The organism is Fictibacillus sp. EA-CB0309, from assembly GCF_055814265.1.
Window position 1 is genome coordinate 95,193 of the sequence record NZ_CP169271.1, and the last position, 22,308, is coordinate 117,500.

Sequence of the window (22,308 nt, forward strand, 5' to 3'; positions counted from 1 at the left end):
ATTTATACAAGTATTGGGTAAATCAAGGATAGTACCCTAAAGAAAGGAAGAGTGCTGTGGCGAAAAGAACAGAGCTTCGTCAGCAAAAGAAACGCTCGCTTTGGATTCGGCGAACCGCAATTATTACTTTAATTTTTTCTTATCCAGCGTGACATTCGGCGGCGCCATGATTTACGCATATGTAAACGGTACTCCGAAACTGACAGAAGAAGACTTACAAGATCCAAAGTCATCCATGATCTATGACATGAATGACGAATTTATTACGTATGTAACTGGCTCTGAACGAAGAGAATATGCAAAAATCAATGATATTCCAGAACTGGTTCAACAAGCTTTCATTTCAACAGAAGATGTCCGATTTAAAGAACACATGGGAATCGACGTAAAGCGAATCGTCGGAGCTGCCGTAGCCAATGTCCAAGATGGTTTTGGTGCAGAAGGTGCCAGCACGATCACTCAACAAGTCGTTAAAAACAGTGTATTATCTTCAGACAAAACGATTGAACGAAAAGTACAAGAAGCCTACCTTGCTATTCAACTCGAACGGAAGTACACAAAAGACGAAATTCTGGAGATGTATTTAAACAAGATTTACTTTGGCAGCGGAGCTTATGGTGTTGCGACCGCTTCTAAAACGTATTTCAATAAGCCATTAAAAGATTTAACACCTGCCGAAGCAGCTCTTCTCGCAGGATTGCCTCAACGGCCAAGCAGCTATGATCCTTTTCTCCATCCTAAAGTTGCAGAAGAAAGACGCAATACCGTACTGCAGCTTATGTACAAAAACGGTGCAATAACAAAGCAGCAAAAGGAAGAGGCTGTAAACACCCCAGTAACCGATTCACTTGCGAAAGAAAAAGCGCAGCGATTAAAGTATGACGCTTTTATTCAGCAAGTCATAAAGGAGTTAAAAGAAAAAGGGGTTTCTGAACGAGCCATCTATGAAGGTGGGTTAAAAATCTATACAACCCTTGATCCAAAAGCACAAGCTCATACCGAGAAAGTATTGTCTACAGAAGAATTTGTAAAATACCCGAGCGATAAGTTTAAAGCCGGCGTAGCTCTTCTAGATACAAAGACCGGCGTAATTCGTGCGTTAGGCGGAAATCGAACAAACGGTGACCAGAATGTTGAAAAAGGATTCAATTATGCAACAGATACAAAGCGCCAGCCGGGATCGACCATAAAACCAATATTGGATTATGGCCCCGCGATAGAAAAGTTTAAGTGGTCTACGTATAAACAGATAAAAGACGAAGAATTAGAAATCGATGGTTGGGAAGCCGGAAACTGGGACGACGAGTTTCATGGTGATGTTTCTATGCGTGAAGCACTCGTAAAGTCTTACAACATTCCTGCAATAAAAACCTTTATGGAGGTTGGTTCTGAAGATGCCGTTAATTTTGCACAGCAGTTAGGCATTCCGATTAAAAACGCTTATCCAGCATATGCAATCGGCGGGTTTGGAAATGGCCCATCCCCTCTAGAACTTGCAGGAGCTTATACCGCATTTGGCAACCAAGGTGTTTACCATAAACCTACGACGCTTCGAAAAGTTAAATATCCTGACGGTTTAGAAGCAAAATACGAATCCAAGCCTGTAGCAGCTATGCATGATTACACAGCATACATGATTACCGATATGTTAAAAGATGCGGTTACTCGTGGGACGGGAACGCTGGCGGCCATCCCTGGTTTAGAGGTAGCAGGAAAAACCGGAACGACAAACTTGCCTGAAGGAATTGATAGTGAAAAAGGTTCCAGTGACTCATGGTTTGCGGGCTATACAACAAATTACACAGCAGCCGTTTGGACTGGCTATGACAAAACAACCGCAGAAAACTATTTAACACCAGAAGACCAAAAAATCGCAAAGTATATCTTTAAATCCATTGTTTCTGAAGTGTCAAAAGATAAAAAGACAGCTGGATTTACGAAACCGAAGTCTGTTGAGGAAGTTTATATCAATAAGGACACGGGTTATATCTCTAAAAGCGAAAATGGTTCTAACATTGTAAAAGAGCTTATCGTTAAAGGTACATCACTAAAAGAAATGACAGCTCCACCTAAATCTAAAAAAACACCTAAAAAACAGGAATCTAAAGAAAAAGATAAAAAGCAAAAAGAGGAAAAGAAAAAAGATAAAAAACAAGAAGAAAAAAGGATGAAGAAAAAGAGACGGAGCAGCCTCCACCAAAAGATGATAAGGCAGATCCTCCTCCACCACAAGATGATAATCCAGGTGAGCCAGGAACAGGAACAGATCCTAAACCAGAGGATCCTCCAACGGAGCCGCCGCCTCCACCTGAGCCACCTCCTACTGAACCGCCGCCTACTGAACCTCCCCCTACTGAACCACCTCCAACGGATCCTCCTCCTGAGGAAGATACAAGTGGGACAGGGGCCGGAACAACAGGTACAACAAGTACACAAACAACAGAGTAAACGAAAAAGTAACCCGTCTAATATAGCGGGTTACTTTTCTATGAACTCATACAAAAATGATTCTCCATTACGATAAAATCGAGGGTCGTAAATCCCTAGTTTCCCTTCTTCTTCAACTACCACTACAAACGGCGACCATTCGTAAAGAGTCTTTGCCCGGGGATTTTCTTCAAAAAGCGGTTCTAAGTCTGCATCATCACTTGAAACTAAGCGGTGTTCCAATTTCGGCTCAATAAAAATACTATCTTTCACGATTTCTACTTCATTGCCCTTTTTCCCGATCACTTGAAACTGTGTTGGAACAAAACCCGCTGCTAAAGCTACATCTTCGTACTTATCTTTTGCCTCAGTATAAATGACATAACCTTGAATCGATTGAACAGCAACGTGAGCAATCATTAAAAGCCACACCACTCTGAAAACTTTATAGCGCTTGGCTGCTTCTTTTTCCGAGATACGATAAATCCAGCAAGCATAAGAAACCAAAATACAAAATCAACGATGGAGATCGTACCAAACGTAACACGGTAACTGGATAAAGGTTCTATATATCCTGTTCCCCACGTGTTGAACAGATCACTCGTGTCATGAATAAACACAGCTAATAGTGCCCAGTAAAAAATCCTTCGATCTTTCACTTTGAATAATAGCCTGCTTAGCAAATAGATAATGAGGCCCCAAACAGGAATAAGGAAAAAAGAGTGCGTTAACCCTCTATGCCACATCTGCTGCATGATACGGCCGGTTTCAGTAAGGTTAACAACAACATCAATATCGGGAATTTGACTCCCAACAACCGTCGTAAATAACAAAGCCCGCTTATGAGACTTGTCCATATTCATTTTATTAGCAGCACCATACAACGTTAAACCAAATAATGTGTGTGTAACTGTATCCATATGTCCTCTTTAATTCGTTTTTCTTTTATGTTAACGAAAAAAGAGCATCTGTCTTGGCAGAAGCTCTTAGAATGCTTACCATTATTTCCTAAGATAATTTCCGGGGAAATTCGACGTTATTTCCTACCGGTCTACACTATTTGTTCATTGAGCTCAATCCCTTTACTCATAAGGAATTCTTCAATTTGTATTTTGTGATGCTGATCATGATCAACCATACCCTTGATATATTCACATAGTGTAATTATGCTATTTCCCATTTGGATTTGCTCTTCCCAAATCGCACTTGGCAACTCTTCAAGCTTTTTGGATAGTACAAGGCGGCATTCAATCGCTTCATCAATAAGCTCATTTTTAGAGATGCCTGACCTTGCTTCGTTTGCAGCATTTCTGTTTATCTCTTCTACATCACCTTTTTTCGGTGGCAGGTTCGATCCACCTACAAAATACAAGAATCTTTCATCCCATACAAAAATATCCCATGCTTTGATATGAGCTATAATTTCACCTGTCGACCACTTGTCCTCCTTTATCGGTTGAAGCCAATATTCTTCCGGCAAGCCTTTTAGCTGTCCCAGCCAATATATAAAATTTCTATACTCCATAAGCACTTCACTCATTAGTTTGTCCTCCTTGATATAAAAAACTTTTTCGTTTTTATTAGGATTTTGTCCATGTCACTCCTTCTCCTGGGACATACACTATGTTGAAAGCATAAGGCACAAGAAAGAAGGAGGAATGACAGCATGTTTGGAAAGAGACAGCAACAACGTAACTGGGGTTACCCAGGATATGGTTATGGATGCTCTCCATGTGGTTATGGTGGTTATGGCTATGGCGGTTACGGCGGTGGCGGAGTTTTCGCTTTAATTGTCGTGCTATTTATCCTTCTCATCATCATCGGTGCGACGTTGAGATAGTATCAGTTAAGAGGCAAGAGTTGCTGCTCTTGCCTCTTAATTAGCTTATTTTTCGTTCATGCAGAAAAACGAATGAGAGATTCTCTGATGCATGTTGGTCATTTCTTTTTTCGCTTTTCATCACTTCTTTACTCTCAGGCAATTGATTACTTGCTCGCTTAATGCCCTCAGCCATAAAATTGAACGCCATGATTACAGCGGCAAAACTGAGTACTGGGAAAAATACAAGCCATGGCGCAAGTCTCAGCTGATAATAATAGCCTCCTAAAAGTCCCGACCATTCGTTAGAAACCGATACGGGAATTGTAAATTCCATGCCGTATTCCCTATAAATCGTACCTCCAAAAAACAAACCTAATATTCCAAGATGGGCAAGCAACAGCAAAACGGCAATGACTTGCTGCACATACATAAGAATGAGTTTTGGCCATAAATGAGGCATAACATGCTTAAATAAAATTCGCAGTTTGCTGCCGCCCATTAATTTTGCACTCGTTATAAATTCTTCGCGCTGAATTAGACTAATTTCTTCTTTTATTAATATCGCCGTGTTGGGTAGGGCTATCAATACAATTAACAACATTTCAAAATATACTTTCTCCCAAAATGTGAACTGATCTAAGGCAATAATTGGCCAGACGATTACAAAGATGAGGAGTGCTGAAGGTATATAATAAAACGATTGTCCTAATCCCTTAATGAACGGAAGTGCTCTTCCCACACTCAATAATAGTATCCCGCCAAAATAAGAAAGAATGATTCGTAGTAAACTAGCAACGAAAGCAATACCTAATGTGTATTTTGCACCTGATATGATCTGATAAAACAAGTCCGCTCCCATTCGGTCGCTGCCGAACCAATACTCACGTGATGGCTCAAAGGGCGCTTTATCAACAGGTTTAATACCCTCATAAACAATCTGATTTTCATAGATTTCATTCCCCATCACAAAATGGTGATACAAGCTAAAGGCGAGCAATGAAAAGACAAATAGAAAACCTGCTAGAAAAAAGGCTGTTTCCATATCGTTTTGATCATTTTTCACCCACCCACTTATATGTAATCATTCTGAGAACCATAAAAAATAAAAACATGGGTACAAACAATAAAAGCATGGAGATCGTAAAAATCGCGGGATTTCCCATTTCTCTTACAAGCGTTGTAATTCCATATATATTAAACAAATATTCAACCATTAATAGATTAGACAGCATAAACCAAAGGATATTACGAGATTGGTGAAACACACTGAGTAGCGTGTTTGGAAGGACATGCCGCCATAGAATACGGAATCCCCCAATCCCTTTACTTTTCGCGGTATCAATATATTGCTTTCCGAATTCTTCTTCCATATTAAGAAGCAGTATTCTTAAGATCAGTAGTGTCGGCAATACAGTTAAACAAAAAATGGGAACCGCATAAGTCTTTTGATCGTATAGTGAGACGATTTGAAACAAGAGAATATTTGTCTTTTTGAAAAACCAGATAATAAAAAACTGCATGCTAATTGCGATTAACACATCTGGTATCGACTCAAAAACAAAGGAAAATACACGTATCTTATCCTTCACACGTGATGGCAGCATAAAAATGAAGAGAGCAAATACAAGTGCCAAAATGAGGGCAATGAAAAATGCAGAAAACAAGATTGTCATCGAATAGCCGTAAATTCCCCACATATTCGGAAAAAGCGGATATTGACCACTCTGCGTAAAATACATAATCTCTCCTGGATTCATCATGGTCTTGAACAATTCTACTATGCCATCCAGATAACCACTCGTATTAAAAGTCATCCCCGTGAACATGAACGGAACCGCACCAAGCAGAATGATTCCCATGACAGATAGAATCAAAGAAAACATGCTATCTCTTAAAATGTATGGCATAACATCCCCCTTTTATTAAATATTCCAATTATTTCAAGTATACTTTTATTCCTTTTTAATACAACCCTTCTTCTTTAATTCACACTCTTCTCATTTTAAAATTAGACGAACAAAAGCCTCTCTTTTATTCAAAGAGAGGCTAATTTTTTATAACTCTAATATTTGTGGTTCATGTTCTCCTGCATTCATTAATCGAATGAGACTTGGTTTAATTTCTAGTAAGATATAGTTTGGATCATTAGGACCGTCAAAATAGTGTTTCATCTGGTCGTTCCAAAATTTTTCTTTTAACCCTTGATCGTTTCTAATGGTCGCCGTGCCTTCAATCTCTAGATATGGATCATTATACCCTTCGCCATCATAACCGACTAGTACGTGAACATTCGGGTTATCTTGAATTTCATCGGCTTTATGGGTATCAATACTCGTTGGCGTATAGAATGTGAGATCATCATGAAAAAACGTCATATATCGAGAATGTGGTTTATTCTTCTTTACTGTTGCCAGCACACCCGTTTGTTTTTTTCTAGCACCTCAAACACTTTATTTTTAATCTGCTCTTTATCCATATTATCCACTCCTTAAAGTTAGGCTCTATTATATCTACCTTTTAGGATGGAATATAAAACATCATGTTATGCATTACGCATCAATTTAAACAGTGGCATTCACTAGGCTTTCTCTTTCTACTGTATCCATAAAATCTTGCACGACTTTGTTGTTGTTTTTGTCTCCTGCAATTTTTAACATCACTTTGCCTAAAAAGTTAATTCCCTTGTTAGATCCTTCATATATAAAACGGGTTTTAGATTCGTCTATTTTGATGAGAGTAAACGCAGTTTTAATGTCAAACGCTTTTGCTAAGTTAAAACCAATTGCTAAATGCTTTTGATTCTCCATATCTTCGTATCCCAGCGTTTCTACAATATACGTTTCTATCCTGCGTCCCTCTTTATAAGACTGTCTGTACGTAGACCCCACCACACCTTCTTTCTTTTCGATAGGTGTATGCTCCACAACGTTCGGCATGATTCTCTGCAGATTCTCATCTGAAAATAGTTCCCAAACTTTTTCAATGTTTGCCGGTATCGTCTTTTCTTTTTTCCATGTCAGCATTGTCATCGCCCTCTTTTCCCCATTTTAAAAATTGATCAATCTCATTTATCGTGCTGTTTAGGTTCTCGATTTTTTTGGATATCTTTCTTTTTTGATTTAGAATGTGTTCTAAGTTTTCAAAGGATTCATCTTCAATGACGGTTAGCATCTCTTGAATGGTGAAGTTGAATTTTCTCAAACCGACTAGAATCATAGCAATTAAGTAGGAACCATTATCGTAATAGCGATACTTATTATTAGGATCGATATATACCGGTTCAAGCAGCTTCACTTCTGCATAATACCTAAGCGTTTCTTTACTCAACCCCGTCATTTCTGAAAACTCACTTACTCGATACATGAATCTTTCACCACCTGCTTTTCCATCATAAACTGTGTTGTGCACCACATGGTCAATCTTTTTTTGTCTTACCATTATTCTTCCTCAAAATCATGATTATTCCTTTGATACTAAAGGGATTTCTTTTCGTTCAGAGAAATATAAACAAAAAAGGAGGTATTAAAAATGGAGTTTAAAAGTTATGAGGAATTTTGGCCTTTTTATCTATCTCAGCACAGCAAATCTTCAACGAGAGCTTGGCACTTTATTGGTACTTCATTTGTATTTGTTTTTATTGTACTTGCCGTTTGGAAGAGCCCATGGTTCTTGCTATTAGCACCAGTTGTTGCATACGGAATCGCTTGGTTTAGTCATTTTTTTATCGAAGGAAACAAACCCGCTACCTTTGGTCATCCTTTTTGGTCTTTACGTGCTGATTTTCGTATGTATCGACTCATTTTGTTTGGTCAGCTTGGCAATGAGTTATCCAAATATGAAAAAACGACTTCTCTATAGAAGAAAACCCCATTTTTCGTGCTAAAATGGGGTTTTCTTGATTCTATGACAGTCAAATATTACTCTTTATTCACGTTAATAATTTCACATTACTCGGACCGCATACTTACCTTTTGTCACAGAATTGTTTGTAAACTAGAACTATCGTCAATCAAGATATTCTATCCCAATTCGTTTACCTGCTTAGCTAAGCGGGGAATCACTCATATCTCAACGATTCCATCGGATCTAGTTTTGCTGCTTTTGCAGAAGGAAGCAAGGCAGCTAAGATGCTTATGATAACACTGACAACAATTCCTGTTAGCATATTGCTTAAACTGATCTGAATCAGTTGAGTATCAAATAATTGTGTCATTACATTGTTACCCAAACCACCGATAACATTTGCCGCAATTACTCCTATAATTCCACCTGTTAATCCGAGCAAGACGGCTTCTGCAAAGAAGATCCGCTTAATGTCTTTTCTTCTCGCCCCTACGGCTCGAAGAATACCAATTTCCTTTGTCCGCTCTACAACGCTGATGTACAACACTACAATAATCATGATTGCCGATACGAGCAGAGAGATTCCTGCTACTCCCGCTAACACATTTGTAGCGATCTTCAGGTAATTCGTCACCTGACTTAGAATGTTTCCTACACCTGTTCCTGTAAAGCCAGCTTCTTCAAGTTCTGCCTTAACCGCATCTACATTGGCTTTCTCATCTACTGTGACATCCAGTTGAGTCCCCAACAAGTTCATTTCTTGACTCAAATACATTTCTTCCAAAGTTTGATAAGATGTATAGGCTAAATCTTGGTTCATATTTCCCTTAATGATTCCTGACACCTTCAGTTCTTTCGTCAGTATCACTGGTCGGTTTTTCTCATCTGTCGTGTTGATGTATAACTCCACTTTTTTCCGACTAAGTTATTCTTTGATTCTGCCACTTTTTCCGCCGCTGTTTCTGATAACAACAACTCATTATCGTTAGGAAGTTCGCCTGCAACTAAATCCCCTTTATTTACACTATCATTGAGCGTCTGGAACTGTACGATATTTACTGATGTATTATCATACACGAAGGAACTTCCCATCGTTAATGTGTAAACATTGTCCACCTTTTGAACATGAGGGATGCTTTGCACTTTTTCAATGTCTTCCTTCTTCAGTGGGACGGTTTCCTGTACAGGATTTGGCAGCTTTCCTTTACCATCACTCTCTTGACCTTCTGGTGCTTTCGTCACTTGAATGAGATCCGGATTTAAGTTTGCATTGATTTCTTTATTTATATAATCGGTCACACCAGTCCCTAAACCGAGCATTAGGATGACACTCAAGATACCGATTGCTCCACCAAACGATACGAGTAAATTTCGTTTGAGATTTAACTTAATATTGTTAAAGGCCATTTTAATAGCTGCAGCGGGACGCAGATTTTTGGTTTTCACCTTTTGTTTCGTATCCGTTTCTCCATATGATGATCTTAACGATTCATCCTTGACGATGTTCCCGTCATCCATCGTGATGATTCTCGTTCCATAGTCCGCTACCTTTTGTGAATGGGTGACCGTAATCACAAGCTTTCCTTGAGTAGCTATGCGATCCAGTAAATGCATGATTTGGTCACTGTTTTTCTTATCTAAAGCCCCGGTGGGTTCATCTGCTAAAATGATATCTGGATCATTGGACAAGGCACGAGCAATTGCGACTCTCTGCTTTTGTCCTCCTGAAAGCTGATTAGGTTTTTTAGTGAGGTGATCTCCTAACCCAAGTTCTGTTAAAACCTTCTTGGCTTTCTCTTCTCTTTCTGAAGTGTTCATATCTGTCATTTGCATGGTAAGAACGACGTTATCAAGGACCGACAGATGACTGATTAAGTTAAAACTTTGGAATATGAAACCAATCTTCAACTTACGGTATGCATCTAGATCATTTTCTTTCATTCCTTGCAGACTTTTTCCGTCTACTACAACATCTCCTTCAAAATCTCGGTCCATTCCCCCAATTATATTCATTAAGGTGGATTTACCGCTTCCTGATTCTCCAAGGATGGAAACGAATTCCCCCTTATTGAAATTCACATCCACACCGTGCAGGACTTGTATCCTATCCTTTTTTCCAAGACGGTAGTACTTCTTAACGTTTGATATCTTTACATAACTCATATTCTTTCCCCCAATTTTTTTTAGCGACTCTGTTCTAATTGTTCAAAGCTCTTAATTCGTTTTGCTCATCGTTTTCTTTTTTAGAAATAACGATAGGATCATCGCACCGATAGCCAAAAATGAGGCAAACCAAAAAGCATTGTTATAACCGTGTAACATGGCCATTTCTTTAAAAGTTTGAGTAGACATCCCTCCCATTTGAATTGAATGGGGTGAGTATCCTTTTGCAGTCATAGTCATGACTGTAATCAATACCGCTGTACCGATTGACCCTGATACTTGTTGCAAGGTATTCGCCATAGCTGATCCATGAGCACTCCATTTAACAGGAATTTGATTCAATCCATTAGTCATCACCGGCATCATGGCAAGAGATAGCCCAAACATCCTCAAGCTATAAATAGCAGACAAATAAAGGATAGAAGTATCCATAGACAGGTTTGTAAATAAAAAGGATGTGAGGGTAACAATAGCCAGTCCTGGTATTGCGAGCTTCCTTGCCCCCATTTATCGAATAGCATCCCGGTTATAGGAGACATGATCCCCATCACAATGGCTCCAGGTAGGAGCATCATTCCTGATTGAAGAGGGCTGAATCCTCTTAGATTTTGCATATAAAGAGGCAACAGTGTCTCAGCACCAATCATCGAAACTATGACAACCATTGTAATAATTAGTGATAATGTAAAAGCCTTGTATTGAAACACCCTGAATTGGAGTAAGGGCTGTTTTAGTCTGAGCTGCCTCCAAATGAAGATCCCTAAAGTGATTAAACCTCCAGTGATAAAGATGAGGACACTCTGGCTCGACCACCCGTTTTCTCCTGCGATACTGAACCCATACAGTAATCCTCCGAACCCCAATGATGAAAGAAGGATGGACAAAATATCGATTCTAGGGTAAGTGAGTTTTGTGACGTTCTTCACATAGATATAAGCGAGTACCATCACCAATGCCACGATAGGAAGGACTGTAAAGAACAACGCTCTCCATGAAAAGAATTCAAGCAGGATGCCTGATAATGTCGGACCGATTGCAGGTCCAAAAGAAATAACAATACCTGCCCACCCCATCATGCGTCCTCTCTTCTCCTTTGGAATGACTGTTAAGATAACAGTCATCATAAGAGGGAGCATAATACCTGATCCCGAAGCCTGAATGATCCTAGCTGTCAAAAGCAGCAGAAAACTGTTAGAAATGGCTGCTAGCAAGGTACCTAAACCAAATAGCCCGATTGCCGTTAGAAAGAGCTTTCTTGTTGAAAACCGCTCGATAAGATATGCGGAAATGGGAATCATAACCCCATTGGTAAGCAAGAAAGCGGTTGTTAACCACTGGACCTTATTTTCATTCAAGCCAAAGTCCTTCATTATAGAAGGTAAGGCTGTTGATAATAATGTTTCATTTAAAATCCCCATGAAAGCTCCTAGTAACATTACAGTGAACATGGGACCAAAACGGAAATCTTGTTGATTTATCATGCTTTCCTCCTTTAGCTATTTAAGAAAGTATGAATGTATCGTGCAGTATCACGTGCACCTTTTTCTTTTGCAGTTTCTTGCCTAATTCCCGCGCTTTTTCCGCAACAGACTTCTGTTGCATTTGAAGAATTCCATCTGTTAATCTCTCCACAGTCAGCTTTTTTCTAGGAATTGGTGCAGCGCCCACCCCTAATTCCTCAGTTCGTTTTCCCCATGCAAACTGATCGTTTCCATGAGGAACGACAACACTTGGAACCCCTGAATAAAATGTGGCTGCTGTTGTACCAGCCCCTCCGTGATGAATGACACCTGCAGTTTTTGGGAAAAGCCAGGTGTGAGGAATATTGTCAATAAAATACATGTCCTTGTATTCCTCTATATCATCAACTCGGTTCCATCCCATACCCAGAATCCCTCTTTGCCCTGTCTTTCGTAATGCCTCTACGACCAGCTTGGCAGTTTCATTCGCTTTCTCGTCGTAGATGCTTCCAAAGCCAACGTAAATAGGTGGCTTTCCATTTTCAATAAAACGCACAAGTTCCTTTGGAGGTTCCCAATCAGTTAGATCTTCCTCCAAAAACCAGTAGCCCAGGCACTTCGTTTCTTCATTTGATTGCGGAAAAACGTGCTGGCTCATAGACATCACCGAAGCATGAACCTTTGTCGTTTCTTTAAGATAAGGATTCTTGAAATGTTTTGGCAGCTTTCCGAACTTTTCTTTCCAAAACTCACCGATTGGTGACTTTACCGTTAACCAAAATCCTCTTTCGAATATTTTATGTGTCAGAAGGTTTGCCGTTTTTCCCAATCTAAGTTGATAAAAAATGAGTGCCGGGTAATTTTTGTAGCCGCCATAGGGAATGGCGTCGCAAGAATGGTTGGCACACCGAAGTACTCTCCCGCAAATTGTCCGATGGCTGCACCTGGATGATAGATTATTGCATCAGCTCCTTCACAGGCATCAAACAAATCCCTCTGCATACCTTTCTGCTTATCCTTAATATAAGGTTTCATCTTACGAAAGCTTGTAAAGAACTTGAGAGGATTATCTGACTCAATGGAGCTTTTGGACATCTCAACTACTATCTTGGAGATGTCACCCTTTATGGGATGAAAGTTCAAGCCATGGTGTACTACTAATTCCTGATAATTTTCAAACGCCGCAATTTTCACTTCGTGTCCCTGCTTCTTTAATTCTTTTCCAAGTGCAATGTATGGTTGAGTATCTCCTCTGGTACCCGTAGTCAATAATGAAATATTCATCTTATTCAAACCTCCACTTTATATTAATTTAGTTAGACTAACTTACTTTCTTATATAACAGGATATAAGTACCTGTTATTTATAAAGAGTTTCTTTGATAGAAACCTTTGATTAACTTTTCTAAGGTTTCCTTGAACTGATCTAACTCTTCTGAAGTCAGCGATTGACTAATAAAAGCCACATATTCTTCCAATGCCTGTTGATTTAGCCGAATAAAGGTCTCGCTTGCCTCTGTTAATGTAACGTGGTAAATCCTCTTATCTTGGGTTGATTGACTTTTCTTCGCATATCCCAAGAGGACTAATTTATTTATTCCGGTTGTAGCAGAAGCTTTGGTAATATTCAATTCATCAGCAATCTCACTAATGGTTGGATTTTTAAGCTTGCCAATCGCTTGAATATATTGAATCTGATTTACACTTAAGTTTGAGACACCCGCTGTCTCGATCGTTTCTTTCACTAACTTCTTAAAAGAAGTATCAAGAGTTATAATAAACTCCCTTAAGATTCTATCTAACAAGGTATCACCTCTGAACAATAAATTAGTTTGACAAACTAACTATATTTCATTTCTTTTAGATTGTCAATCATTGAGGGAAAACTTTCATTATCCACTTTTTGGTTTATAGTCAATGTTTGGTAAGCCTAGCAGTAAAAGATCACGTTAGTTTCAAAATGCATTATTTAAAACAAAAAAACCTGTATCGCTACAGGTTTTTTTCGCCTAACATTGATCTTATTCAACTGTTACTGACTTAGCTAGGTTACGCGGCTTATCTACGTCACAGTCGCGGTGAAGCGCTGCGTAGTAAGAGATCAGCTGCATTGGAAGTACAGATACTAACGGCGTCAAGTAAGGGTGGATCTTCGGAAGAACGACGCGGTCGCCTTCTTCTTGCAGCCCATCCATAGAGATTACGCAAGTGTAAGCTCCACGTGCCGCTACTTCTTTCACGTTACCACGGATGCTTAAGTTAACATGCTCTTGAGTTGCAAGAGCGATAACCGGTGTACCGTCTTCGATCAATGCGATCGTACCGTGTTTTAATTCTCCTCCAGCAAATCCTTCTGCTTGGATGTAAGAGATTTCTTTTAATTTTAGTGCAGCTTCTAAACATACGTAGAAGTCAGCAGCACGCCCGATGAAGAATGCGTTACGAGTTACAGCTAAGAACTCACGAGCGATCTTCTCCATCTCTTCTTTTTGGTCACAAAGAACTTCCATCGCGTTTGCAACGATCGCAAGCTCTTGTAGCGGATTGAAGTCTAACTCGATGCCTTTTGCACGAGCAGAGTCAACAGCTAGGATCGCCAGTACTGCGATTTGAGCTGTGTATGCTTTCGTTGATGCTACTGCGATCTCAGGACCCGCATACAAATTAAGCGTGTAGTTTGCTTCACGAGAAAGTGTAGATCCTGGAACGTTCGTGATTGTTAATGCTTTGTGCCCAAGTCTCTTCACTTCAACCAATACGGCACGGCTGTCTGCAGTCTCACCAGATTGTGAGATGAAGATAAACAACGGCTTTTCAGATAAAAGCGGCATGTTGTAAACAAACTCACTCGCGATGTGTGCTTCAACAGGAATGTTAGCGATGTTTTCAATCAGCTGTTTACCAACAAGACCTGCGTGGTAGCTCGTTCCGCAAGCGATGATATATACGCGGTCCGCTTCTTTCATCGCAGCACGGATATCGTCATCTAGCTTAAGATCGCCATTTTCATTTTGGTATTGATTGATGATGTTACGCATTACGAAAGGCTGCTCATCAATTTCTTTTAACATGAAATGAGGGTACGTGCCTTTTTCAATGTCGCTCGCATCAAGTTCTGCTGTGTAAGGTGCACGTTCTACAACTTCACCATCAAGAGTCTTGATTGTATAGCTGTCACGAGTCACAATTACGATTTCTTTATCCATTAATTCAACGTATTGATCTGTTTGAGAAAGCATTGCCATTGCGTCACTTGCAATAACATTGAAGCCTTCACCTTTACCCACTAATAATGGGCTTTTGTTTTTACCAACATAGATGGTTTCAGGGTTTTGGTTGTCAATAAGACCGATCGCATAAGAACCTTTTAACTCAGACAATGTGCGGCGGAATGCTTCTTCCACTTCCATACCTTCGTTTACAAAGTATTCTACAAGCTGAACGATAACTTCTGTATCTGTTTCAGACAATAGCTCAACACCTGAGATGTATTGTTTCTTCACCTGTTCATAGTTTTCGATTACACCGTTATGCACAAGTGTAAAACGCTCTGTTGAACTTTGGTGTGGATGAGAATTCACTTTGCTTGGAACTCCGTGTGTTGCCCAGCGTGTATGTCCGATTCCAACGGATGCTTCAACGCCAAGATCAACATTTTCACGCAGATTCGCAATACGGCCTTTTTCTTTAAATACATGAACGCCGCTTTCGTTTAGTACTGCGATTCCTGCTGAGTCATATCCGCGGTATTCTAACTTCTCAAGTCCGCGTAGTAAGATTTCTTTTGCATCATTATTCCCAATATATCCAACGATTCCACACATAAATAAACGTCCTCCTTAAAGCCATCACACTCTGCTGACGGCTTTCATAAGGGAGCCGTGAGCGGGCTCACAACCCCACCTATGTTCTCTATTTTTATTTTTTCACTTGCTTTCGTCTTTGTACAGGAAGTCACCTTACCTGGTTTGAACAAAAGCTTACGGAAGTGATGTTCCGAGAGGCATCCGCCGAAATATCGATGAACCTCTTCCTCGTCAACTGCTTTTTTCCGGTCAGCAGTTCAGGCGCTTTGGATGAATGATTAGCTGTAAACTCCTTCCTTTTATTTGAAGTAAACAAAAATAATCATACACGGGTTTTTCAAAACCGTCAATTCTTATTCTTTCCCGATTTTAGAAAAACTTGAAACATAAAGTTCCATAATAAAAAAATATGCATATACAGCCCTTTGTGTGAGCCGCATATGCATATGTTTCGTGCCCTTTTTTATTTTATGAGGGACTATTAGCCCTTATTTTAGACAAGCTCTGTTTTTACAACGTTCACGATCTCATCCGCATGCTTCTGGCAAAGTTCTTCTGTCGGAGCTTCAACCATTACACGTACAAGTGGTTCAGTTCCTGAAGGACGAACAAGCACACGACCGTTTCCTTCTAGCTCTGTTTCTACTTTATCAATCGCTGCTTTAATTGCATCATTGCCGTTTAATTTAGACTTGTCGGCTACTTTTACATTGATTAAAAGCTGAGGGAATTTCGCCATCTCACCAGCAAGTTCTGATAACGGTTTGCCTGTAGCTTTTAGAATGGATGCAAGCTGGATCCCGGAAAGGAGTCCATCACCCGTTGTTGTGTAATCTAGGAAGATAATATGTCCAGACTGTTCACCACCAAGGTTAAAGTCGTTCTTACGCATTTCTTCCATTACATAACGGTCACCTACAGCCGTTTGTGCAGATTTCATCTCGTTTGCTTCGACCGCTTTATAGAATCCTAAGTTACTCATAACCGTTGAAACTACTGTATCCTGCTTTAGACGGCCTTGTTCTTTAAGATGCTTAGCACAGATGAACATGATCTGGTCTCCATCAACGATATTTCCTTTTTCGTCGATTGCGATCAAACGGTCTCCATCGCCATCAAAAGCAAGCCCCATGTCACAGCCTTTTTCTTTTACGAGTTCAGCCAGCTTTTCAGGGTGTGTACTTCCGACACCTTCGTTGATATTCAAGCCATTTGGGCTTGTTCCCATCGTAGAGATGTCCGCTTCAAGATCAGCAAACAAGTGAGGTGCATGAGAAGATGTCGCACCATGCGCACAATCAAGCGCAATATGAAGACCTGAGAAGTCTCCAGGAATCGTTTGCTTCAGATATTGCATGTACTTCTGTCCGCCTTCGAAATAGTCGCTGACAGAGCCTAAGTCACCACCTACAGGACGCGGCAGTTCATCTGTATCTTTATCTAAAAGAGCTTCGATTTCTGCTTCTTGCTCATCTAACAGCTTAAAGCCGTCCGCTCCAAAGAATTTAATTCCATTATCCGCAACTGGATTATGTGACGCTGAGATCATAACCCCAGCTTGAGCGCCTAGTGCTTTTGTTAAGAAAGCAACTCCAGGAGTTGAGATCACACCTAAACGCATAACTTCTGCACCGATAGATAAAAGGCCTGCAACTAGAGCACCTTCCAGCATTTGACCGGAAATTCGCGTATCGCGTCCGATTAAAATTTTAGGTTTATTTGTATCTTTTGTTAAAACATATCCGCCAAAACGGCCTAATTTAAAAGCTAGTTCAGGCGTAAGCTCTGTATTTGCAACTCCTCTTACTCCGTCGGTACCAAAATATTTTCCCATTATTGCTCTCTCCTTCAACTATTGACTGCTAGTCTCTGTTTGAATTTCCACACTGGCTTCTTGAACTGTACCTGTCAGCTCAACATCCCCAGGATTTTTCCAATTGATCTTCACTTCATGTGTTCCTTGTTCAAGGGTACTCACATCTACATTTCCTTGCAGATCAGACTTTTTAAGTGAATCGAGTACACTCTTTTTACCTTTTACGGTAACATCTACCACGCCATCTGCCGGATCTAAGAAGGTAGCTTGTTTGTCAGCATTGACCCCGAGCAGTGTTAATGGAACATCATTAAACGTTTTTGTCGTTTCCTGATCCACTTCTGCTTCTGTTTCTGTTTCTACATCCGTTTTTTCCACATTTACATTTACCGTTACTTCTTTGACCGAAACAGAGTCAATTCCATCTGGAACGGGAACATCAACGGTAAGCGTTGTATCTTTTTTGATTTTGCTTAAATCTATTGATATCTCATTAAATGAATCGAATTTATCAAGTGAACTTGTTGTTCCTGTCAACGTGATTTCACTCGGATCAGAGGTGATGGATTGAAGGGTCAGTCCTTCTTCTAGATCACCTTTTGTACCAATTGAGATCGGTACAGTTTTCTTAGGTTTTTTAATCGGTACAGAAACATCGACTACGCCTGGATTAATCTGCACATCGATTAAGTCTCCTTGTTGATTGTATGCACGAAGAGGAACTTTGGTTTGAATAGGCTCGTCCGCATCTCCTACATCAACAAATCCAGTAATGAATGAGATCTGATTGATCATTCCTTCCGGTCCTGTTACGTTCACCGTTTTTGGTGAGAACTCCACATCACCTGCTGTATATCCTTCTGGCAGCTTTCTCGTATTCTTTAAGTCCACATTAACGTTCATTTGTTTTGTTACTTTATTGTGAAGAATAACATCTACGTAATCTGGGTTAATCTTCGCTTTTACACCTTCAGGCAAGCCTTGTACTTGTACTTTCACCCGCTTGTTTCCAGGTTTCATATTCGTTAGATCAATATATACTTCGAATTCCTTATCCACTTTTGTCGCTTTTGTGATTAAACGGCTCGAACCCGTTAGCGTAAGGTCTACCGAAGGAGGCAAATCGGTCAAGACGTATTTATCGTCATCAAAATAAGGTCTGATCTGAACGTCTTGAATGGTCTCGCTTTCCGTGTACATTTTTGAGAATATGGAACGGTTTGCTGCTTCTTCCTGCGTTTCCATCGTTACAATCGTATACATCATAAGAGCAAGGAGGAAAGCAATGATTTTTACAAACCAAGAACTACTAAGGAGTTTGTCCATTTTTCTTTCCCCTCCAATTCCAGCGGTTTGAGGAAGTGGACTTGTTGGCAATAATCAATTCTGCATTTAACAAATTTCTTAAAGACTCTTCGTCCAAGTTGCGATAGATTTCTCCGTTCTTCGTAAGAGAAATCGTACCCGTTTCCTCAGAAACGATAACAGTTACTGCATCTGTTACTTCGCTAATCCCTAATGCTGCTCTATGTCTTGTTCCCAGTTCTTTTGAAACGAACGGACTTTCCGTTAGCGGCAAATAACAGCCAGCTGCGTATACTTGACTCTGCTTGATAATTACAGCACCATCATGAAGCGGTGTGTTCGGAACAAATATGTTGGTTAACAGCTCAGAAGTCAGATGGGCTTTAATCGGAATACCTGTTTCCACATACTCACTCAAACCCGTTTCCCGCTCGATCGACATAATTGCCCCTATACGTCGTTTTGACATATAGTTGGTTGACTTCACAATGGCAGCGATCGCTTTTTCCGTCTCTTCCTCTTCAGGAAGTCCTGTACGCGAGAAGAACTTTCCACGTCCAAGCTGTTCTAAAGCACGTCTTAGCTCAGGCTGGAAAATAATAATGATAGCCAGTAACCCATATGTAATTACCTTATCCATCAGCCAAGACATCGTACGAAGGTCGAACGAACTGCTTAGAAACCAAACAACGATAATCACACTGATCCCTTTTAAAAGTTGAACCGCCTTTGTTCCGCGGATCAACATGATCAGCTTGTAGATCACGTAGGTCACTAATAAAATATCAATGATTTGTGTGATGTAATTAAATATATTAAAATCTGCGATTGGTAACATAAATTCCCTCCCAACCCGGGTTTTGTCTGCCAAGTTGACGTTTTTAAAGATCTATAAGTTTGATAGTGGTTGATTTCAATGAAGAGTCTTCACTAAAACACTTTAAAGTAGGCTGTTTTCGCATTCGTTGTTGCTTTTGAGAGTAGTTGATTTTCGTTACAGGTTGCTCGCTTTCCGAGGGGCAGGAGTCTCGCACCTTCCACTCCAATCAACTTGTCATAGAAGCGAATGAACAAAAGGATTTAAAAGAAGCAACCTTTTAGAAAACAGCCTTGAAGTATAATTTTTTTAACAACTTCAAAAATGATTTAACTTATATATTATAGCATACCTCATTGTAAAGAAAACTTAGCATGACTTACACATGTTTTACTCATGATGATTGGATGATATTTTTGTTTAAGTTTTTGAGCAAGAAAAAAAGCCGTATGGGGACGGCTCTCATTATGATCATTCATCGCTTCTTTATTTGTACTAACCAATGACTTCAACTTATACCATACCCATTCGACCACTTGACCGATTTCTGACTGTGGCCCGTTACTTCACCCGCAGAAGCGAGATATTGATTGCCTTTTATGACAGTCACATCACCTTCTACTCTTCCTTCTATACGAACGTCTGCATTTTCAACAACTAAATCACCTTTTATTGTTTCTCCAGCCGGAACGACTACTACCCCCTCAGACTTCTTTATCTGAAGGTTGCCTTCTCCTTTTACAACAGCCAGATCTTGCTGATTATAGCTTGTGAATACAGATGCTGCCATAAAGAACATAAAGATGGCTGCCGCCGTCAGAGCAGGATGACGTTTCATCCAGCGCATCCACTTAACTTGCTGCCTCTCTTTTGGCAGTTTAGCCATTACAGCCTCTGTAAAGCCTTCTGGGGCCTTTATATGGGATTGAAGCTGCAGTTCCTTCAAAGAGTCTGTCAGCAGCTCATATTCTTCTCTACACGATGCACATTCCTTCAAATGAATTTGAAAGGTGTGTTCTTCCTCACTCGTTGCTTCGCCATCAAGTACTTTGTTCATTAACTCATCATATACGGAAGCTTCACGTTGCATTTATCTTCACCTCGTTTTTACGACCATTTGAAATACTTTCTTCAGCGCTTCCCGACCCCGATGTATACGAGTTTTTACAGTTGGAACTGGTATGTCCATAATCTGGCTGATTTCTTCTAACGATAAGTCTTCCACATACTTTAAAAGGATAGCTGTCCGGTATTTTTCAGGAAGCTTCATGATTTCTGCTTGGAGCTCGTTCCATTGTTCATTCTCTGTTACCACTTCTTCGGGTAATGGTTCTTCCGTTGAAAGCTGACTATACATGTTTGCTCCGTCCGTTCCAGGTACTTCTGCATCCAAATAATAATCAGGTTTCTTCTTCCTTAATCTATCGATACAAAGATTCGTAGCAATGCGGAATATCCAAGTTGAAAACTTATATTCGTTATTGTACTTACTAATATTACGGTAAGCTCGCAAAAAGGTTTCTTGTGCTAAATCTTCTGCTTCATGTCCATTGCCGACCATCCGGAAACAATGCCGGTATATCTTATCTTTGAATAGGTCCACAATGCCTTCAAACGCTTCTTGGTCCCCTTTTTTAACTTGGGTTACCATATTCGCTATTAAGGCGTCCATTATTTTATCACCACTCAGATTTTATTTACGTACCAGCATTCCATTAGTTTCAAATGTTTTCATATTTTTTATTTTATCATGTTGCAGAATTTGACGAAATAAAAAGGTATTTTTTCTAAATATCGTGTTTCAAAAAAATCAAGCCTGGGAATATTAATCATATAAAATATTATGCTGAAGCAGAGAGGGGTAGTTTGTATGCATAGAGAATCATTAATTGAACAAATCGAACACTCCAGACAGCAAATGAATGAACTTTCAAAACACCTACCATTAATCGCAGAAGAAGTAGTTGAGCTTTCACAAGAAATTGATCAACTGCTTAATCAATATCAACGTATAAATGAAAAAGAACAGTTGCATCTATAAAGAGGCAACTGTTTTTATTTTTTATTCTATTATAGTAATTTCTCTCCGAATAAAGAACCCATTAACGCCACAGCAACCGTTGCTGTTTTGTTCTTTTCATCTAGAATCGGATTTACTTCTACAAATTCTGCTGAAGTAATTATTTCCGCTTCAGCAAGCATCTCCATCGCTAAATGACTCTCTCTGTAGCTGATCCCCCAAGAACTGGCGTACCAACACCAGGAGCATCATGTGGATCAAGACCATCAAGATCAAGGCTCAAGTGAACCCCATCTGTGTGGGATAAGTACTCAATCGTCTCTTCCATAACCTTCGTCATGCCAAGACGATCTACTTCATGCATCGTGTATACTTTAATCCCTTTTTCTTTAATAAGTTCTCGTTCACCTTCATCTAATGATCGAGCACCGATAATCACGATATTTTCAGGTTTGATTTTCGGTGTATAGTCGCTAATGTTTGTAAGTTTCTCATGCCCAATTCCAATGCTCACTGCAAGAGGCATTCCGTGAATGTTTCCGCTTGGAGAAGTATCAGCCGTGTTCAAATCACCATGTGCATCATACCAGATGACACCTAGGTTTTCATAATGCTTTGAAACACCTGCTAATGTTCCGATCGCGATGCTATGATCTCCCCTAATACAAGCGGGAACTTCTTATTCGTGATAACATCAGATACAGTTTGGGAAAGCTTTTCACTCGCCTCAATTACACCGTTTAAATTTTTAAGATTTCCTTCGTTTTCAATACTTTGTTTTTCTGGACGAGCAATTTCTATATCACCAAAATCTTCTACACGATAGTCAA

Annotated in this window: 25 protein-coding genes and 2 pseudogenes (1 of these 27 cut by a window edge); 4 read left to right on the forward strand and 23 right to left on the reverse strand. The window is 39.8% G+C overall.

The genetic code is table 11. From position 1 onward, the window contains the following. The first annotated feature begins 166 nt into the window (after nucleotides 1-166). The gene (locus ACEWFH_RS00635) at nucleotides 167-2,524 is read left to right on the forward strand and encodes a transglycosylase domain-containing protein (RefSeq protein WP_473725777.1); all 2,358 of its coding nucleotides are present in this window, start codon (nucleotides 167-169) and stop codon (nucleotides 2,522-2,524) included. Here the strand turns inward: ACEWFH_RS00635 and ACEWFH_RS00640 are convergent. The 3 genes from ACEWFH_RS00640 to ACEWFH_RS00650 all read right to left on the reverse strand — a co-directional run bounded on the left by ACEWFH_RS00640 (nucleotide 2,479) and on the right by ACEWFH_RS00650 (nucleotide 3,967). Continuing rightward, nucleotides 2,479-2,847, reverse strand: a complete 369-nt coding sequence (locus ACEWFH_RS00640; RefSeq protein ID WP_473725778.1) for a hypothetical protein — start codon at nucleotides 2,845-2,847, stop codon at nucleotides 2,479-2,481. The two genes, ACEWFH_RS00635 and ACEWFH_RS00640, sit on opposite strands and share 46 nt — an antisense overlap. After that, on the reverse strand, nucleotides 2,847-3,347 hold the full coding sequence (locus ACEWFH_RS00645; RefSeq protein WP_473725779.1) for a metal-dependent hydrolase: 501 nt from the start codon (nucleotides 3,345-3,347) through the stop codon (nucleotides 2,847-2,849). Before ACEWFH_RS00645 ends, ACEWFH_RS00640 begins: the two co-directional genes overlap by 1 nt. Before the next feature lie 131 nt (nucleotides 3,348-3,478). Next, nucleotides 3,479-3,967: a DinB family protein gene (locus ACEWFH_RS00650; RefSeq protein ID WP_473725780.1), complete on the reverse strand. Its 489-nt coding sequence runs from the start codon at nucleotides 3,965-3,967 to the stop codon at nucleotides 3,479-3,481. Between the two features lie 126 nt (nucleotides 3,968-4,093). Here ACEWFH_RS00650 and ACEWFH_RS00655 point away from each other — a divergent pair, with 126 nt between their 5' ends. Beyond that, nucleotides 4,094-4,267 (forward strand): YjcZ family sporulation protein, encoded by a 174-nt coding sequence (locus ACEWFH_RS00655; protein WP_066239341.1) that lies wholly within the window; start codon nucleotides 4,094-4,096, stop codon nucleotides 4,265-4,267. A 40-nt stretch (nucleotides 4,268-4,307) separates the two neighbouring features. Here the strand turns inward: ACEWFH_RS00655 and ACEWFH_RS00660 are convergent, their stop codons facing one another. From ACEWFH_RS00660 to ACEWFH_RS00680, 5 genes and pseudogenes are all read right to left on the reverse strand, one after another. Continuing rightward, complete coding sequence (locus ACEWFH_RS00660) at nucleotides 4,308-5,312, reverse strand: ABC transporter permease (protein WP_473725781.1); 1,005 nt, start codon at nucleotides 5,310-5,312, stop codon at nucleotides 4,308-4,310. Next, nucleotides 5,302-6,156, reverse strand: a complete 855-nt coding sequence (locus ACEWFH_RS00665; RefSeq protein ID WP_473725782.1) for an ABC transporter permease subunit — start codon at nucleotides 6,154-6,156, stop codon at nucleotides 5,302-5,304. The genes ACEWFH_RS00660 and ACEWFH_RS00665 overlap by 11 nt, the downstream gene beginning before the upstream one ends. Nucleotides 6,157-6,303: 147 nt before the next feature. Further along, a pseudogene (locus tag ACEWFH_RS00670) lies at nucleotides 6,304-6,725 on the reverse strand (pyridoxamine 5'-phosphate oxidase family protein). 85 nt (nucleotides 6,726-6,810) lie between these two features. Further along, a complete protein-coding gene (locus ACEWFH_RS00675; RefSeq protein WP_473725783.1) occupies nucleotides 6,811-7,272 on the reverse strand; it encodes an SRPBCC family protein in 462 nt (153 codons plus the stop codon). After that, a complete protein-coding gene (locus ACEWFH_RS00680; protein WP_473725784.1) occupies nucleotides 7,229-7,687 on the reverse strand; it encodes a MerR family transcriptional regulator in 459 nt (152 codons plus the stop codon). Before ACEWFH_RS00680 ends, ACEWFH_RS00675 begins: the two co-directional genes overlap by 44 nt. Before the next feature lie 90 nt (nucleotides 7,688-7,777). Here ACEWFH_RS00680 and ACEWFH_RS00685 point away from each other — a divergent pair, with 90 nt between their 5' ends. After that, nucleotides 7,778-8,107 carry an Mpo1-like protein gene (locus ACEWFH_RS00685; RefSeq protein ID WP_473725785.1) on the forward strand — a complete coding sequence of 110 codons (330 nt, stop codon included), beginning with the start codon at nucleotides 7,778-7,780 and terminating at the stop codon, nucleotides 8,105-8,107. Between the two features lie 199 nt (nucleotides 8,108-8,306). On the opposite strand, the gene ACEWFH_RS00690 is transcribed toward ACEWFH_RS00685, so the two are convergent. The 14 genes from ACEWFH_RS00690 to sigW form a co-directional block, all read right to left on the reverse strand. Then, complete coding sequence (locus ACEWFH_RS00690; RefSeq protein ID WP_473725786.1) at nucleotides 8,307-9,002, reverse strand: ABC transporter permease; 696 nt, start codon at nucleotides 9,000-9,002, stop codon at nucleotides 8,307-8,309. After that, complete coding sequence (locus tag ACEWFH_RS00695) at nucleotides 8,957-10,255, reverse strand: ABC transporter ATP-binding protein/permease (RefSeq protein WP_473725787.1); 1,299 nt, start codon at nucleotides 10,253-10,255, stop codon at nucleotides 8,957-8,959. Before ACEWFH_RS00695 ends, ACEWFH_RS00690 begins: the two co-directional genes overlap by 46 nt. A 51-nt stretch (nucleotides 10,256-10,306) precedes the next feature. Beyond that, the gene (locus ACEWFH_RS00700; protein ID WP_473725788.1) at nucleotides 10,307-10,621 is read right to left on the reverse strand and encodes a hypothetical protein; all 315 of its coding nucleotides are present in this window, start codon (nucleotides 10,619-10,621) and stop codon (nucleotides 10,307-10,309) included. 23 nt (nucleotides 10,622-10,644) lie between these two features. After that, nucleotides 10,645-11,736 carry a DHA2 family efflux MFS transporter permease subunit gene (locus tag ACEWFH_RS00705; protein ID WP_473725789.1) on the reverse strand — a complete coding sequence of 364 codons (1,092 nt, stop codon included), beginning with the start codon at nucleotides 11,734-11,736 and terminating at the stop codon, nucleotides 10,645-10,647. 19 nt (nucleotides 11,737-11,755) lie between these two features. Further along, entirely contained in the window at nucleotides 11,756-12,544 is a 789-nt protein-coding gene (locus ACEWFH_RS00710; RefSeq protein ID WP_473725790.1) for a glycosyltransferase, read from the reverse strand. Next, entirely contained in the window at nucleotides 12,520-12,999 is a 480-nt protein-coding gene (locus tag ACEWFH_RS00715) for a glycosyltransferase (RefSeq protein ID WP_473725791.1), read from the reverse strand. The genes ACEWFH_RS00710 and ACEWFH_RS00715 overlap by 25 nt, the downstream gene beginning before the upstream one ends. 79 nt (nucleotides 13,000-13,078) lie before the next feature. Then, the gene (locus tag ACEWFH_RS00720) at nucleotides 13,079-13,519 is read right to left on the reverse strand and encodes a MarR family winged helix-turn-helix transcriptional regulator (RefSeq protein ID WP_473725792.1); all 441 of its coding nucleotides are present in this window, start codon (nucleotides 13,517-13,519) and stop codon (nucleotides 13,079-13,081) included. A gap of 216 nt (nucleotides 13,520-13,735) precedes the next feature. Then, entirely contained in the window at nucleotides 13,736-15,538 is a 1,803-nt protein-coding gene (gene glmS, locus ACEWFH_RS00725; RefSeq protein WP_473725793.1) for a glutamine--fructose-6-phosphate transaminase (isomerizing), read from the reverse strand. Between the two features lie 475 nt (nucleotides 15,539-16,013). Further along, nucleotides 16,014-17,354: a phosphoglucosamine mutase gene (glmM, locus tag ACEWFH_RS00730; RefSeq protein ID WP_473725794.1), complete on the reverse strand. Its 1,341-nt coding sequence runs from the start codon at nucleotides 17,352-17,354 to the stop codon at nucleotides 16,014-16,016. Nucleotides 17,355-17,372: 18 nt separating this feature from the next. Then, complete coding sequence (locus ACEWFH_RS00735; RefSeq protein WP_473725795.1) at nucleotides 17,373-18,662, reverse strand: CdaR family protein; 1,290 nt, start codon at nucleotides 18,660-18,662, stop codon at nucleotides 17,373-17,375. Beyond that, nucleotides 18,646-19,479, reverse strand: coding sequence for a diadenylate cyclase CdaA (gene cdaA / locus ACEWFH_RS00740; protein WP_289497492.1), 834 nt, complete (start codon nucleotides 19,477-19,479; stop codon nucleotides 18,646-18,648). Before cdaA ends, ACEWFH_RS00735 begins: the two co-directional genes overlap by 17 nt. Nucleotides 19,480-19,522: 43 nt before the next feature. Further along, nucleotides 19,523-19,675, reverse strand: a complete 153-nt coding sequence (locus ACEWFH_RS00745; protein ID WP_473725796.1) for a hypothetical protein — start codon at nucleotides 19,673-19,675, stop codon at nucleotides 19,523-19,525. Between the two features lie 291 nt (nucleotides 19,676-19,966). Further along, the gene (locus ACEWFH_RS00750; protein ID WP_473725797.1) at nucleotides 19,967-20,548 is read right to left on the reverse strand and encodes a zf-HC2 domain-containing protein; all 582 of its coding nucleotides are present in this window, start codon (nucleotides 20,546-20,548) and stop codon (nucleotides 19,967-19,969) included. A 6-nt stretch (nucleotides 20,549-20,554) separates the two neighbouring features. Further along, nucleotides 20,555-21,130 carry an RNA polymerase sigma factor SigW gene (sigW, locus tag ACEWFH_RS00755; RefSeq protein WP_289497494.1) on the reverse strand — a complete coding sequence of 192 codons (576 nt, stop codon included), beginning with the start codon at nucleotides 21,128-21,130 and terminating at the stop codon, nucleotides 20,555-20,557. 198 nt (nucleotides 21,131-21,328) lie between these two features. Between sigW and ACEWFH_RS00760 the strand changes: the two genes are divergently transcribed. Further along, complete coding sequence (locus ACEWFH_RS00760) at nucleotides 21,329-21,499, forward strand: Spo0E family sporulation regulatory protein-aspartic acid phosphatase (protein ID WP_473725798.1); 171 nt, start codon at nucleotides 21,329-21,331, stop codon at nucleotides 21,497-21,499. A 29-nt stretch (nucleotides 21,500-21,528) separates the two neighbouring features. Here the strand turns inward: ACEWFH_RS00760 and rocF are convergent. After that, a pseudogene (gene rocF / locus ACEWFH_RS00765) lies at nucleotides 21,529-22,308 on the reverse strand (arginase) (it continues 118 nt past the right edge of the window).